General features: G+C 27.1%; 16 protein-coding genes. 14 read left to right on the forward strand and 2 right to left on the reverse strand.

The window, feature by feature from the left end; genetic code table 11:
• Positions 1–35 precede the first annotated feature (35 nt).
• From CP523_RS11130 to CP523_RS11190, 13 genes are all read left to right on the forward strand, one after another.
• Positions 36–299, forward strand: coding sequence for an EscU/YscU/HrcU family type III secretion system export apparatus switch protein (locus CP523_RS11130; protein ID WP_066677074.1), 264 nt, complete (start codon positions 36–38; stop codon positions 297–299).
• Positions 300–307: 8 nt separating this feature from the next.
• Positions 308–997 (forward strand): metallophosphoesterase, encoded by a 690-nt coding sequence (locus CP523_RS11135; protein ID WP_120140859.1) that lies wholly within the window; start codon positions 308–310, stop codon positions 995–997.
• Positions 998–1,115: 118 nt separating this feature from the next.
• Complete coding sequence (locus tag CP523_RS11140; protein ID WP_066677070.1) at positions 1,116–1,910, forward strand: histidinol-phosphatase HisJ family protein; 795 nt, start codon at positions 1,116–1,118, stop codon at positions 1,908–1,910.
• Positions 1,911–2,036: 126 nt separating this feature from the next.
• A complete protein-coding gene (locus CP523_RS11145) occupies positions 2,037–2,315 on the forward strand; it encodes an ArsR/SmtB family transcription factor (protein ID WP_066677068.1) in 279 nt (92 codons plus the stop codon).
• A gap of 150 nt (positions 2,316–2,465) precedes the next feature.
• The gene (locus CP523_RS11150; RefSeq protein ID WP_066677066.1) at positions 2,466–4,916 is read left to right on the forward strand and encodes a CoA-disulfide reductase; all 2,451 of its coding nucleotides are present in this window, start codon (positions 2,466–2,468) and stop codon (positions 4,914–4,916) included.
• Positions 4,917–5,074: 158 nt separating this feature from the next.
• Entirely contained in the window at positions 5,075–5,770 is a 696-nt protein-coding gene (locus CP523_RS11155) for a response regulator transcription factor (protein ID WP_066677065.1), read from the forward strand.
• A gap of 89 nt (positions 5,771–5,859) precedes the next feature.
• Positions 5,860–6,783, forward strand: a complete 924-nt coding sequence (locus CP523_RS11160; RefSeq protein ID WP_066677064.1) for an ATP-binding cassette domain-containing protein — start codon at positions 5,860–5,862, stop codon at positions 6,781–6,783.
• Positions 6,776–7,525, forward strand: a complete 750-nt coding sequence (locus CP523_RS11165; protein ID WP_066677062.1) for an ABC transporter permease — start codon at positions 6,776–6,778, stop codon at positions 7,523–7,525. The genes CP523_RS11160 and CP523_RS11165 overlap by 8 nt, the downstream gene beginning before the upstream one ends.
• Positions 7,526–7,546: 21 nt before the next feature.
• On the forward strand, positions 7,547–8,446 hold the full coding sequence (locus CP523_RS11170; protein ID WP_083089514.1) for a sensor histidine kinase: 900 nt from the start codon (positions 7,547–7,549) through the stop codon (positions 8,444–8,446).
• Between the two features lie 261 nt (positions 8,447–8,707).
• The gene (locus tag CP523_RS11175) at positions 8,708–8,902 is read left to right on the forward strand and encodes a hypothetical protein (protein ID WP_066677060.1); all 195 of its coding nucleotides are present in this window, start codon (positions 8,708–8,710) and stop codon (positions 8,900–8,902) included.
• Between the two features lie 329 nt (positions 8,903–9,231).
• Positions 9,232–10,182, forward strand: a complete 951-nt coding sequence (locus CP523_RS11180; protein ID WP_066677058.1) for a beta-channel forming cytolysin — start codon at positions 9,232–9,234, stop codon at positions 10,180–10,182.
• Positions 10,183–10,381: 199 nt separating this feature from the next.
• Positions 10,382–11,062 carry a DUF6773 family protein gene (locus tag CP523_RS11185; protein WP_066677056.1) on the forward strand — a complete coding sequence of 227 codons (681 nt, stop codon included), beginning with the start codon at positions 10,382–10,384 and terminating at the stop codon, positions 11,060–11,062.
• A gap of 19 nt (positions 11,063–11,081) precedes the next feature.
• Entirely contained in the window at positions 11,082–11,279 is a 198-nt protein-coding gene (locus CP523_RS11190) for a helix-turn-helix transcriptional regulator (RefSeq protein ID WP_066677055.1), read from the forward strand.
• A gap of 36 nt (positions 11,280–11,315) precedes the next feature.
• Here CP523_RS11190 and CP523_RS11195 read toward each other — a convergent pair whose 3' ends face one another.
• Together CP523_RS11195 and CP523_RS11200 are read right to left on the reverse strand one after the other, a co-directional pair.
• Positions 11,316–12,287 carry a methyl-accepting chemotaxis protein gene (locus CP523_RS11195; protein ID WP_083089512.1) on the reverse strand — a complete coding sequence of 324 codons (972 nt, stop codon included), beginning with the start codon at positions 12,285–12,287 and terminating at the stop codon, positions 11,316–11,318.
• Positions 12,284–13,054, reverse strand: coding sequence for a DUF2225 domain-containing protein (locus CP523_RS11200; protein WP_083089511.1), 771 nt, complete (start codon positions 13,052–13,054; stop codon positions 12,284–12,286). The genes CP523_RS11195 and CP523_RS11200 overlap by 4 nt, the downstream gene beginning before the upstream one ends.
• A gap of 184 nt (positions 13,055–13,238) precedes the next feature.
• Here CP523_RS11200 and yjbM point away from each other — a divergent pair, with 184 nt between their 5' ends.
• A complete protein-coding gene (gene yjbM / locus CP523_RS11205) occupies positions 13,239–14,033 on the forward strand; it encodes a GTP diphosphokinase (protein WP_066677054.1) in 795 nt (264 codons plus the stop codon).
• Positions 14,034–14,035 lie beyond the last annotated feature (2 nt).

Raw genomic sequence — 14,035 nt, forward strand, 5'->3', positions numbered from 1 at the left:
GTAAACTTAATAAAAAGTAAAAGGTCGGTGATAATATGAGTCAAAGAAAAAAAGCTGTAGCTTTAAAATATGAGGAAAATTTTATTGCACCTTCAGTTACAGCAAGTGGTATGGGGATAATTGCAGACAATATTATTGAAAAAGCAGAGGAAAATGATGTGCCTATAGTGTATAATAAGGAATTGACAGATTTACTTTGTAATGTAGATGTTGGATCTGATATTCCACCAGAACTTTACGAAGCAGTGGCACATATTATTGCATATGTCACAGATTTAGATAGAATTGTAGAAAGGTGAGTAAGTTAATGGCCTTATATGCTATTTCAGATCTTCATCTTGCTTTTAGCACGGATAAGCCAATGGATATATTCGGCGAAAAATGGTATAAGCATGATGAGAAAATTAAAAAAAATTGGATGGATAAGGTTAAGGAAGAAGATTTAGTATTAATAGCAGGAGATATATCTTGGTCAATGAAAGCTGAAGAAAGTAAGTCTGATTTAGACTTTATAGACTCATTGCCAGGAAAAAAAATAATTTCAAAAGGAAATCATGATTATTGGTGGCAAGGGATAACAAAGTTAAATAAAATGTATGAAAATACAAAATTCCTTCAAAATAACTTCTATACATATAAAGATTATGCTATTTGTGGATCAAGAGCTTGGATTTGTCCAGGTACAGATAGGTTTACAGAAAAGGATAAAAAAATATATGAAAGAGAACTTATAAGACTAAAGTTATCATTAGATTCAGCAAAAAATTCAGGATATACTAAATTTATAGTTATGATACATTATCCACCAACAAATGAAAAACATGAGGATTCAGCTTTTACTGAATTATTTAAAGAATATGGAGTAGATAAAGTTATATATGGGCATCTTCATGGTCCATCACTAGGAAATGTGATAAATGGAGAAAGAGATGGAGTAGAATATATTATGACATCCTGTGACTATATAAACTTTGATCCGAAATTGATTTTAGAGTAAAAAGGAGTGATTCTAAGGCTTATATTAGGGTTTTTATAAAATAACTCTAATAGGAACTTAGAATCACTTAATTTACGTGAAATAAATTTATAAACTAAAGAATAGGATGGTGAAAGGTATGCATATGATGGATTATCATATTCATTCAGACAATTCCTTCGATGGGAAGGATAGTGTAGTTTCAATATGTGAATCTGCCATAATGGCGGGGTTAAATGAAATTTGCTTTACAGATCATTTCTCTTTAAAAGAGGATTTGAAAACTTATGGAACTTTAAATATGAAAAAATATAGTGATGAAATAAGCCATTGTAAAGAAATATTTAAAAATAATTTGATAATTAAAGCAGGATTGGAGATATGTGAACCACATGAAACAGAAAATGAACTTAAAGAAACAATATCAAATATTCCATTTGATTTTATATTAGGTTCTATCCATAATTTTGATCATACTGGTTTATCAACGTATATGAGGGCTCATGATAAAGAGACAAGTTATGAAGATTATTTTAGAGATGTAGATAAAATTTCTACATCACCATTTATAGATGTAGTTGCACATATAGATTTAATGAAGAGATATGCTTTTGTAAAGCATGGAAAATATGATTTTAATACACATAAAGAAATTATAGAACAAATACTTAAAAATATAATTAAAAGAGGTAAGGGGATAGAAGTAAACACATCTACTTTAAGAAGTGAAATAAATGAAACTATGCCTTCTATAGATACTTTAAAAATGTATAAAGATTTAGGTGGAGAAATAATAACTATAGGCTCTGATGCCCATTGTACAAAAGATGTAGCAGCAGGAATAAAGGAAAGTTTAGAGTTATTAAAAGAAGTTGGCTTTGAAAATATATATACTTTTGATGAAAGAAAGCCAATTATACATAAAATTAAATAGAATATTAAATGGATATTAATTTAATATCCATTTTTATATTAAAATAAATAAAAAAACATTGATTTTTTAGTAACTATATCGTAAAATTTGAATATAGTAATATTAAGAAGAGAAGGGAGTGAGGAGATGGATAATAATTATAAGCAATTTGAAGAAGTAGCAGAATTTTTAAAAGTTTTAGCTCATCCAGTTAGATTATGTATTGTAAAGGGACTTTTAGAAAAGGGATGTTGTAATGTAAGTAGCATGCAAAATTGCATGGAAATGCCTCAATCTACTATCTCTCAACACCTACAAAAATTAAGAAGTGTTGGTATTATAAAGGGTGAAAGAAACGGACTTGAAATTGTATATAAAATAGCAGATTCCAGAGTTGAGAAAATATTAGAAGCATTAATTATATAAAGTTTTTAGATGAAGCTAATTGATAAACAGAGATTAGCTTCATCAAGAACAATATATTTTTAGAATATATATCGTTAAAACTTAATATATAGATAAATGAAAATAATTTATTATTATGTTAAGAAAAATATAATTATTGGAGGGAGAACTATGAATAAAAAAGTTTTAATTGTTGGAGGAGTGGCAGGAGGAGCATCAGCAGCAGCAAGACTTAGAAGATTAAATGAAAATATAGAAATAATTGTTTTTGAAAAAGGAGAATATATATCTTTTGCAAATTGCGGTTTACCTTATTATGTAGGAGAATCAATAAAGGAAAGAGATGCGTTATTACTTCAAACTCCTGAGAAAATGAAAGCACGATTTAATATTGATGTAAGAATAAATAGCGAAGTTATAAGTATAGATGCTAATAAAAAAACGATTAAAGTTAATTCAAGGTTTGATGGTGAATATGAAGAAAGCTATGATTATCTTGTTTTATCGCCTGGAGCAAAGCCTATAAAGCCTAATCTGCCAGGTATTGACAGTAATAAAATTTTTCAAGTAAGAAATTTACCTGATATAGATAATATAAAGCAATATGTAGACAATAAAAATGTTAAAAATGCAGTTGTTATTGGTGGTGGATTTATTGGAATAGAAATGACTGAGAACTTAAAAGAAAGAGGGATTCAAGTTACTTTAATAGAAGCAGCACCACATATATTAACACCACTTGACTCTGAATTTTCAGCTTTGGTAGAAAAGGAGTTAAACGAAAATGGCATAAGTATAATCCTAGAAGATAAGGTTATCGGATTTGATGATAGAGGATTAGATATTAAAGTAAAACTTTCAAGTGGTAAAGAAATAGTTTGTGATATGATTGTTTCAGCCATAGGTGTAACCCCGGATACTGAGTTTATTAAAGGATCAGGAATTGAGCTTGGAGAAAGAGGACATATTAAAGTTGATGAGCATATGAGAACAAATAAAGATGGTGTATTTGCAGTAGGAGATGCTATTTCAGTTAGAGATTTTGTAAATGGAAATGAAGCTTTTATTCCTTTAGCAGGCCCTGCAAATAGACAAGGAAGAATAGTGGCAGATAATATAGCTAACATTGACTCAAAATATAAAGGAACATTAGGAACTTCTATTATAAAAGTTTTTGATATGGTAGCTGCTACAACAGGGAATAATGAAAGAACTTTAAAGAGATATGGAATTAAATATAATAAAGTCTATTTACACCCAATGAGTCATGCAGGATATTATCCAAATTCAACACCATTAACAATTAAAGTTTTATATGATTTTGAAGGAAAAATTTTAGGAGCACAAGCATTAGGATATGAAGGTGTAGATAAATTTATAGATGTAATAGCAACAACAATTAATTTTGGTGGAACTATCAATGATTTAACAGAATTAGAGCTTGCATATGCCCCTCCATTTTTATCTGCAAAATCACCAGCAAATATGGCTGGGTTTATGGCACAAAACCAAAGTAAATCTTTAATAGATGTCATCAACATAGATGAGCTAAAGGATTTTAACCCAGAGAAGAGCATGCTTTTAGATGTAAGAGATAAAGAAGAGGTTATAAATGGAGCTATAAAAGATTCAATAAATATACCAGTAAATAATTTAAGAGAAAATTTAGATAAATTAGATAAAGATAAAGAAATACTGATTTACTGTGCAGTAGGAATAAGAGGATATATAGCAGGTAGAATATTAACTAATAATGGATTTAAGGTTAAAAATTTAAATGGTGGATATAAAACTTATTCAAATTATGAATATAGAGCAAAAGAAATAAAAAATGAAGATAAAATAAATAACAATACGATAAATAAAGACTTAGAAACAATGGTTGTTAAGGAATTAAATGCTACAGGGCTTTCTTGTCCAGGTCCATTAATGCAAGTGAAGGCAACTATGGATAAAATGAATAATGGAGATATATTAAAGGTAAAAGTATCGGATGAAGGTTTTTACAGAGATATTGAAGCATGGACAAAGAGAACTAGAAATGAATTATTATGTATAGATAAAAATAAGGGGATAATTGAAGCAACAATTAAAAAAGGTTTAAGTCAGAGTGCTAGTGAGACTGCTATTACAACTTCAAATATAAGTGAAAAGAATGGACAAACAATGGTTGTATTTAGTGGAGACTTAGACAAAGCAATAGCATCATTTATAATAGCTAATGGAGCGGCAGCTATGGGGAAAAAGGTAACAATGTTATTTACCTTCTGGGGACTAAATATTTTAAGAAAACAAGAGAAAATAAAGGTATCTAAAAATATTATAGAAAAAGCATTTGGAATTATGATGCCAAGAGGTAGTAAAAAATTAGGTTTATCAAAAATGAACATGTGTGGAATAGGATCTAAAATGATTAGAGGAGTCATGAATAACAAGAACATTCAATCATTAGAAGATCTAATGCAAGCAGCTATAGATAATGGAATAGAAATAGTAGCATGTACTATGTCAATGGATGTAATGGGAATAAAGAAAGAAGAGCTTATAGATGGAATAACTTATGGTGGTGTAGGATATTATCTAGGGGAAGCTGAAGAAGCAAATGTTAATTTGTTTATTTAAAATATAATAATTTATGTTTGTAGAAAGAGGCAATAATATTATTGCTTCTTTTAACTTTAACTTAATTTAAAAGATAAGATCCATAAAAACAAGGAGATTTATATAAAAAAATATAATTTTATTATATAATTATCTTGAAATTAAGGGGGAGATTTTAAATGGAGAAGAAGGATATTAATATTTTAATAGTTGAAGATGATACTGATATAAATGGATTATTATATCAGATTTTACTAACAGAAGGATATAATGTAAAACAAGCATTTTCAGGAACAGAGGCAAAAATGTGCTTAGATATCTTTAAATTTGATCTTGTATTATTAGATTTAATGTTACCAGGTATGACAGGAGAAGAGATAATACGGGAAGTTAGAAAAGTAAAGAATATGCCTATAATAGTAATATCAGCAAAAACAAAGCAAGAAGATATAATAAATGTATTAAAAATGGGTGCAGATGATTTTGTCTTAAAACCATTTAATGTAAAAGAGGTATTAGCTAGAGTTGAAGCTCAATTAAGGAGGTACACAAAATTTTCTAAAGAAGAAGAAAGTAATATTTTAAGATATAAGGAATTACAGTTAGATAAAGATTTAGTAGAAATTAAAGTAAAGGGACAGATTGTACAAGCTACTGCTAAAGAATTTGCAATAGTAGAGTTATTAATGGAGCATCCTAAAAAGGTATTTACTAGAGCTAATATATTTGAACATGTTTGGAACGAAGAGTTTTTAGGAGATGACAATACTGTTAATGTACATGTTAGTAATATAAGATCTAAAATCTCAGCGGTAGATAAAGAGAATGAATATATAAAAACTGTTTGGGGCATTGGATTTAAGTTATTAGAATAACTTAATACTTTCTTAATGTTTTCTTTAATGTATCTTGGTAGTTATATTCTATAATAACTACATAAAGACATTTGAAAGGATTGAACTAAATGAGTGAAAATATTCTTGTAACGAGAAATCTATGTAAGAATTATGGAAAAACAGTTGTATTAGATAATATTAACATGACTGTTAAAAAAGGAAGTATATATGGTTTAGTAGGTAAAAATGGTGCTGGTAAAACTACAATAGTTAGAATGGCATTATCATTAGCAAATATAACAGCTGGAGAAATTGAATTATTTAATAAAACTACTGAAAGGGAAAAGGTAATACAGCATTCAAGGATAGGAGCAATGATAGAAACACCAGCGTTTTTTCCAGGACTAACGGCAAAACAAAATCTTGAATATTATAGAATTCAAAGAGGGATAGCAGATAAAAGTTCAGTAGATGAAGCTTTAAAGCTAGTTGGATTATCAGATGCCGGAAGAAAGAAATTTAAAGGTTTCTCTCTTGGAATGAAACAAAGACTTGGTTTAGCTTTAGCACTATTAGGAAATCCAGATTTTTTAATATTAGATGAACCTATTAATGGTTTAGATCCTATTGGGATTAAAGAAATTAGAGAGATATTATTAGAATTAAATAAAATTAAAGATGTAACAATATTAATTTCAAGTCATATTCTTGGAGAACTTTCTCAATTAGCAACTAATTACGGATTTATAAATAGTGGTAAATTAGTAGAAGAAATATCAGCGGAAGAGTTAGAAGAGAGATGTAAGCATTGTTTATCTATAAAAGTTGATAATGTTGAAAAGGCTTCAATAATATTGGAAAAAGAACTAAATTGTAAAGATTACGAAATTTTAAATGATGGTTTAATTAAAGTGTACAAGCATTTAGACGAACCTTATTTAGTAAATAGTAAATTAGTAAAGAATGATATTAAAGTTTATTCTTTAGAAAGAACGGGAAGTAATTTAGAAGAATATTTCCTAGAGTTAGTAGGAGGTAATCAAAATGCTTAATTTAATAAGAGCTGAGTTATATAAATATTCTAAAAGACCATTTATGTATGTTTATGCAGGTATGCTATCATTAGGAATTTTATTAATTCCAATATTGTCAAATTTTTGGACCGTAGGAATAGAGTATATAACTAGGGAATTTATTTATACACTAATAGGATCATCATTTATGGGAATACTTATATTTTCTATGCTTTTTGGAATAGTATTACAAGAGGAATATAAAGAAAAAACCTTGAAAAATATTATAGTATCAGATATATCAAAAACAAAGATATATATTGCAAAATATATATCACAAGTAATACTAGGATTAATTTTATCAGCAATGTGTTTAATTATATTCTTTATAGCTATTTCAATGGTTAGAACTGGTGATGGATATAGTTCAAAATTAGTAGGTGATTTTTTAATTAGATTCTTAGTATCAATACCTATGTATATGGCTGGAATAGCATTAGGAGATATATTAGTAGTTTTATTTAAACAAAGTGGAATGTATGCATTAGTGTATTATTTTATTATAATTTTCACACCAAAAGTAATTGATATGTTGGCTTGGAAAGTATGTGATAAGATTGCTTTGGTAAAATCATATTTATTAACTGAAGCATTAAATAAAGTAATTATACCATACCCACCAATAGAATCTATGTTAAAATCTTTAGCTATTTCAACAATGTATATAATAGTGTGTTTAATTATAGGAATTATCTTAATAAATAGACGAGAAGTAAAATAATTATTCATAGGCGGGGATTATATGATACAAAATATAATAATAGGAGGACTATTAGTATTACTTTGTATTGCTATAACCCTTCTGTTTTTAACAAATAATAAAATAAAAAGCATAACCATAAATCTTAAAGAAGTTAATGAGGTAGATACTAATAAAGGTATTAGAATACTAGCATTTAATAAAAATCTTAATATATTAATAAAAGAAGTAAATGAATTAATAAGGAAAAATAAGGAGATGCAGTACCGATATAAAGAAGCAGATTTAGAAATTAGGCAAGCAATTGCAAATATGTCTCATGATTTAAGAACACCTTTAACCTCTGTAATGGGATATATACAATTACTTGAGAATGAAAACATTTCTAGTGATGAAAAAAAGCAATATATATCTATAATAGAAAAAAGATCACAGTCTTTAAAAAGTTTAATATCAAGTTTTTATGATTTATCAAGATTACAAGCAAGTGAGTATGAAATGAATATAGAAAAAATAAATATAAGTTCTATATTGTGTAATATTATAGCTTCATTTTATGATGATTTCGAAAATAATAATTTAAATCCTATTATTAAAATAGATGAGAATTCGGGAGTAGTTAATGGAGATAAAAATGCAACAGAGAGAATATTTATTAACATTATTCAAAATATTTTAAAACATGCGAAAGGAGATCTTGAAATATACTTAAGTAAAAGTGATAAGTATATAATTACTCAATTTATAAATGATGCTCCAGATTTAAAAGAGGAAGACGTTAAAAGAATATTTGAAAGATTTTTTACTTCTGATAGAATGAGAACAGGTAGAAATACTGGGTTAGGACTTGCAATAACAAAAATTCTAGTTGAAAAACAAGGCCATGAAATTTGGGCAGAAAAGTTAAAGGGCAAGCTTATAATAAATATTAAATGGAAATAATAAAGATAGAACTGAGTTTAGTTTATATTTAATCTAAACTCAGTTTTTTTTATGCAAAATTAAAACCATATTAAGTATTTATATGTCTAATAGATGTATAGATAATTACCAAATAAATATTTAAGCAAAAGGGGAAATAGACATATATGTGTAATGGGGATATAGCTAAAGGATCTATTAAATAAAATAAAAAATATTGAAGTTATAGATAGAGCAATTAAAGTAACTTTTAAATCAATAGGAACGCATAGTTATAATAATTTGGTTAATATAGTAACGTTTTGTAAAAATATTACTGATTTAGGCATACGTGAGGAACAAAATGGGGTAGCTATCGAAGATAATGAGAATGGAATATTTATTATAGCTTTAGATAAAATAGACACAAGGAAAAAGTATAAAATATCAACTCCAATGGAGCCAGAAATAGAAGAAGTGACTCCAGAATGGAAGTGATTATAAATTTAAAGTAGTAATAAAAAGTAGTATCAGATTCGATGATACTACTTTTTTAAAATAATTTAATAATATTAATCAAAATAATGTTAATTACAAGTTTAAAGAGTAATGAGATGAATATTATATAATATATAGTAAAAGAGTAAACAAAATTTAACACTTTTTAACACTGATATTAAATTTATTAAATAAAAATATAAAAATATTAGCGGAATATGTAAAAAAATATTCTAAAAATATGAATAATATGTTAATATTATATTAACGACACATAAACGTTTATTGAGTTAATTTTATAAAGACTGTTAGAAAATGGAGGGAAACAAATGGTTAAAAAAATAGGGGTAATAATATTAGCTACTATAACTTTACTTGGAATGAGTTCACCTTTTACTTGTAAAGTTGTAAAGGCAGCGGAAAATACATGTGTAATGGAATCCAATGGAGATGGGGTAAATAAGTTTACTTATTCAGATACAGCCTATGCCGATTATAATAGATTTAAAACAAATTTAAATGTAACTTTTATTGAGGATAGCCATACTAATCAACTTACAGCACTTGTTTCAACAGAAGGGTCATTTATTCCTTCAGGATTAACGAAAGTAGGTGGATATTATGATGCTCAAATGTATTGGCCATCAGTATATAGGACAATAGTAGAAAGTTATGATTCTCAAAATAAAGTTAAGATTGCAAGAAGTATTCCAACAAATCAAATAAATACAGTTTCTGTATCAGAAACTATGGGATACACTATTGGTGGAAGTTTATCTGTAGAAGCTTCAAAAGAAGGTCCTAAAGCAGGAGCTGAATTAAATGGATCATATACAGCAGAACGTAGTGTAACATATGATCAGCCAGACTATAGAACTTTATTAAAGAGTGATAGTACAAATAGAGCTGAATGGCAAGTGGTGTTTAATGCTAATAAAGATGGTTATGATAGAGATTCTTATCATGGAATATATGGTAATCAACTTTTTATGAGATATAGATTATATAATAAAGGAATAGATAATTTAACAACTGACAATAACTTATCACCTTTAATTTCTGGAGGATTTTCACCAGAAGTTGTAGTAGCTCTTAAAGCTCCTAAGGGAACTAAGACGTCAGCAATAACAGTAAAATATACTCGTTTTAGTGATGAGTATAAATTAAATTGGTCAGGTACAGAGTGGTATGGTACAAACAATAAACTAAACAAATTAGATAATTCAAGTGAAACTTTTGTTCTTGATTGGGAAAACCATACAGTAGAACATTTATATTAAAAAAATACATAATATAATTTATGTTTTTATAAGTAATTTATTTATAATTTTTAGAGGTTGTAAACTTAGAATAATTGTATTCTAAAGTTTATAACCTTTATTTATTAATTAAAAGGTATCGTATATATCACTAAATGCAATATATATATTGCATTTAGTGATATATATGATATAATTTTATTAAAGGGAGATGAAAAGAATGAATGGAAATTTTATTAAAGATGAGAGGCTTACCAAACAAGTAAATCAAGTAAATACACAAAGCTTTATAATAATGGAAATATTGTGTATAATAAGTATTATTATAAAAGGAATAATTTTTAAAGAGTTATTATTGTGTTTTATAGAATTACTTATTTTAATTGGAGGAAATCTATATATAGGTATAGAAATAGTAATTAATAAAATAAACCCTGTAGTTTTTATTAAGGAAAAAAATGATGAAATGATAATTGACTATAAAAGAAAGATAATTTCTCGATGTTTTATTGGAGGTTTCATATTAACTTTAATTGCTCCGGCACCTTATCTATTTTTATATAATAATCTTTATGCAGCTATGTCTTATATGATTATTATGTTTATTTCAGCAGGTTATGCAACATTTAAATATGTTAAAGATGGATTGTTTATACCACTAAGAAGAAAAGATAAAAAAGATTGGAAAAAATCTTTTAAGCGAAATGTAGTAATAGGAAGCCTATTTTTTGGTTTTTCTACTAATTTAAATAAAATATTTTTAAATGGTGTATTTCATCCTAAGGGATTAATAGGGGTTTTAATAAGTGCTGGACTATGGGGATGTATGTTTTATACATCTATGCTATTTATGATAAAATTCTCTACTAAATTAGCAGATAAAAAAATTGATGATAAATAAATCAAGGAGAGAAGTTTAAATGAAAAATAAACGGATGAAAATTGCTAGAATTGAATGTGATCTGTCTCAGGAACAACTAGCAGAAAAAGTTGGAGTTACAAGGCAGACAATTGGTATGATTGAGTCTGGCAAATATAATCCATCTCTTAACTTATGTATTTTAATATGTAAATCATTAAATAAAACTTTAAATGATTTATTTTGGAAAGAGGAGTAGGCTATTGAATAATAATAGCCTACATTTTAATATATATTAATTAAGTTCATTTTCTAATTTTGAAATTGACTCATCGAATATTTCTACATTTCTTGCTTGAATGTCTATATTAGCAGCAATCTCTTCACATAGTGCAGTGTGTTCTTGTGATATTATTGACACATCATTCATTAGATTAACTACTTTATCTTTTTCTGCAGAAGCAGTGGTTAGGTTTACAATACAATCATTAATTTCATCAACAGAATCACCAATAGAAGATTTTATATTACTTAAGCTGTCTTTAGTTTCTAATAGTGTTTTATCTTGAATATCTATAGCGCCACTACTAATGCTCATAGCATCAGATACACTTAAGATATCTTTTTTTATATCTTCTAAAATATTACTAATGTTTTCAACAGAACCTTTAGAATTTTCTGCAAGCTTTCTTACTTCAGTAGCAACAACAGAAAATCCCTTACCAGCCTCTCCAGCTCTAGCAGCTTCAATAGCAGCATTTAGAGAAAGAAGATTGGTTTGATTAGCTATTTGATTAATAGAATCAGTAATAGTATTAATAGAATCTAATTTAGTTATTAGTGAATTTACAGTATTGGTAACAGTATTAAAAGAATTTCTTAATGAATTTAAAGATTCATTTAAGTCAGAAAAAGTATTAAGGCCTGTATTGGCAAGTTTATCTGCATCAAGTATAGAAATGTGTACATTTGTAACGTTATAAGCAAGATTATTCATATAAGAATTAAATGCTGTTAAAACGGAAGTAGCACTATTGATTTCATCAGCTTGTTTTATAGTAGCCTTAGTAAGGCTAGTTAAAGAATTATTAGATTCTTGAATAGATGATGAAATATTAGAGCTATGTTCACTTAAAGATATTATTTGTGATTTAATTTTATCATATTTATCTAAGTTATCAGCAATTTCCTCTTTGGCAGACATATACTTTTCGCTAGTTTCACTTTCAACAATATTTTCTTTTTTAAAAATAGATAGTAAACTCATTTTATTGCCTCCTTAATTTTATCTCTTCCATCACGAGCCATTTCCTTTACTTTTTGAGAAGCTCCACGTGATGTTATAACCTTTGAAAACCATAGTAAAGCATCAGAATTTTTATCAGTTCTTCTGCATAATTCACCTAATAAAAACATAGTAGAAAATCTATCTAGTCCATACATTGGAAAACTTTCAATAGTAAATGCTTCATTAAGTCCGATAAAGGCTTGTTCTAAAAAAAGTTTTTCGTTGATTACGTCTTCTAAAAGCCTATACATCCAAGCTATTTTTAAACAAATCATGGCTTTAGTACTATTTCTACCTTCCATAAGCATTGCATTTAAAAGTGCTAATTTATATCTTTCAATTGCAATTTCAGGAGTAAATACATCTCCATACTCTCTATTTTTCCATTTTGATGTAACTCTTTCCTTAACTAATTCTATTTGATAGCTGCGAATTTTAGGAAAATCTGCTTTCATGGCAGAATATCCACAATATGGACAGACCCAAACATCATAAAAATAAGGGTTTATTATATAATATCGTATGAATAAGTCAGAATCTTTAGATAAAACTCTTGGAGAATTTACTTTAACTGAAGGAGTGCCAAATTTATTTTCACAAACAGGACAATGTATATTTTTTAAAAAAAGATGATTTATTTCTTTATCTGTTTTTTGTATATCTATATCATTATTTATGTTATATAGGTGTTTACCGTCAATATTATCAAAACCAAATGGTTGTAAGCCATCAAAAATGTTTGACATAATGTATCACTCCTTAAAAATTATTTCTAATAAGTAGTATATATTAATAATCGAAAAAAGTTAATGTAAAATTTACGAATATATTGTAGAAAAAATAAAAAATCTATAATTATTATAATTTGATTACACTTTTGTATATTTTTGATATAATAGATAAGGTGAGATTTAAAAAGGGTGATTTATTATGGCAATTCATGATTGGAAAAGTTTTTTAATGCCTTATGAACAGGCAGTAGATGAACTTAAAGTAAAACTTAAAAGTATAAGAAAAGAATATAGAAAGAAAAATGAATATTCGCCAATAGAATTTGTTACAGGAAGAGTAAAAGAGGTTTCAAGTCTTTTAGAAAAAGCTAATAAGTTTCAAATTCCTATAGATAGACTTCAATATGAAATAGAGGATATTGCTGGTCTTAGAATAATGTGCCAATTTGTAGATGACATTGATACAGTTGTAGAACTTTTAAGAGCAAGAAAAGATATGCAAATATTATATGAGAAGGACTATGTAAGAAATGTAAAAACTAGTGGATATAGAAGTTATCATATGATTATTAAGTATCCAATAAATATGGCAGAGGGACCAACAGAAATATTAGCAGAATTTCAAATTAGAACCTTAGCAATGAATTTCTGGGCAACTATTGAGCATTCATTAAATTATAAGTATAAAAAGCAGATTCCTATGGAAATACAAGAAAAATTAAAAAAAGCAGCAGATGCAGCATTTGAGTTAGATGAACAGATGTTAGATATTAAAGATGAAATAAAAGACGCACAAAAATTATTTGAAATTAAGTCTGATATAGTATCAAACATAATGAATAGCATATTAACTTTAATATCTATAGGAAAAGTAGCAGAGGCAGGTAGATATCAAGTTTCTTTAAATAAATTAATTGAAGAAGGAGAAGTTTGGGAATTAAATAATTTACTTGCATCAATAAAAAGAGACATTAATAAGTATAGAGACAATTAGTA

Origin of the sequence: Clostridium septicum, from assembly GCF_003606265.1 — a bacterium.
In the GTDB taxonomy this organism is placed as follows: domain Bacteria; phylum Bacillota; class Clostridia; order Clostridiales; family Clostridiaceae; genus Clostridium; species Clostridium septicum.

What these genes read in the sequence shown, in the direction of transcription:
- CP523_RS11200 (WP_083089511.1), bottom strand. Translation starts at nt 13,054, where the DNA reads ATGTCAAACATTTTTGATGGCTTACAACCATTTGGTTTTGATAATATT.
- CP523_RS11180 (WP_066677058.1), top strand. Translation starts at nt 9,232, where the DNA reads ATGGTTAAAAAAATAGGGGTAATAATATTAGCTACTATAACTTTACTT.
- CP523_RS11135 (WP_120140859.1), top strand. Translation starts at nt 308, where the DNA reads ATGGCCTTATATGCTATTTCAGATCTTCATCTTGCTTTTAGCACGGAT.
- CP523_RS11185 (WP_066677056.1), top strand. Translation starts at nt 10,382, where the DNA reads ATGAATGGAAATTTTATTAAAGATGAGAGGCTTACCAAACAAGTAAAT.
- CP523_RS11140 (WP_066677070.1), top strand. Translation starts at nt 1,116, where the DNA reads ATGCATATGATGGATTATCATATTCATTCAGACAATTCCTTCGATGGG.
- CP523_RS11170 (WP_083089514.1), top strand. Translation starts at nt 7,547, where the DNA reads ATGATACAAAATATAATAATAGGAGGACTATTAGTATTACTTTGTATT.
- CP523_RS11160 (WP_066677064.1), top strand. Translation starts at nt 5,860, where the DNA reads ATGAGTGAAAATATTCTTGTAACGAGAAATCTATGTAAGAATTATGGA.
- CP523_RS11195 (WP_083089512.1), bottom strand. Translation starts at nt 12,287, where the DNA reads ATGAGTTTACTATCTATTTTTAAAAAAGAAAATATTGTTGAAAGTGAA.
- yjbM (WP_066677054.1), top strand. Translation starts at nt 13,239, where the DNA reads ATGGCAATTCATGATTGGAAAAGTTTTTTAATGCCTTATGAACAGGCA.
- CP523_RS11145 (WP_066677068.1), top strand. Translation starts at nt 2,037, where the DNA reads ATGGATAATAATTATAAGCAATTTGAAGAAGTAGCAGAATTTTTAAAA.
- CP523_RS11155 (WP_066677065.1), top strand. Translation starts at nt 5,075, where the DNA reads ATGGAGAAGAAGGATATTAATATTTTAATAGTTGAAGATGATACTGAT.
- CP523_RS11165 (WP_066677062.1), top strand. Translation starts at nt 6,776, where the DNA reads ATGCTTAATTTAATAAGAGCTGAGTTATATAAATATTCTAAAAGACCA.
- CP523_RS11130 (WP_066677074.1), top strand. Translation starts at nt 36, where the DNA reads ATGAGTCAAAGAAAAAAAGCTGTAGCTTTAAAATATGAGGAAAATTTT.
- CP523_RS11190 (WP_066677055.1), top strand. Translation starts at nt 11,082, where the DNA reads ATGAAAAATAAACGGATGAAAATTGCTAGAATTGAATGTGATCTGTCT.
- CP523_RS11150 (WP_066677066.1), top strand. Translation starts at nt 2,466, where the DNA reads ATGAATAAAAAAGTTTTAATTGTTGGAGGAGTGGCAGGAGGAGCATCA.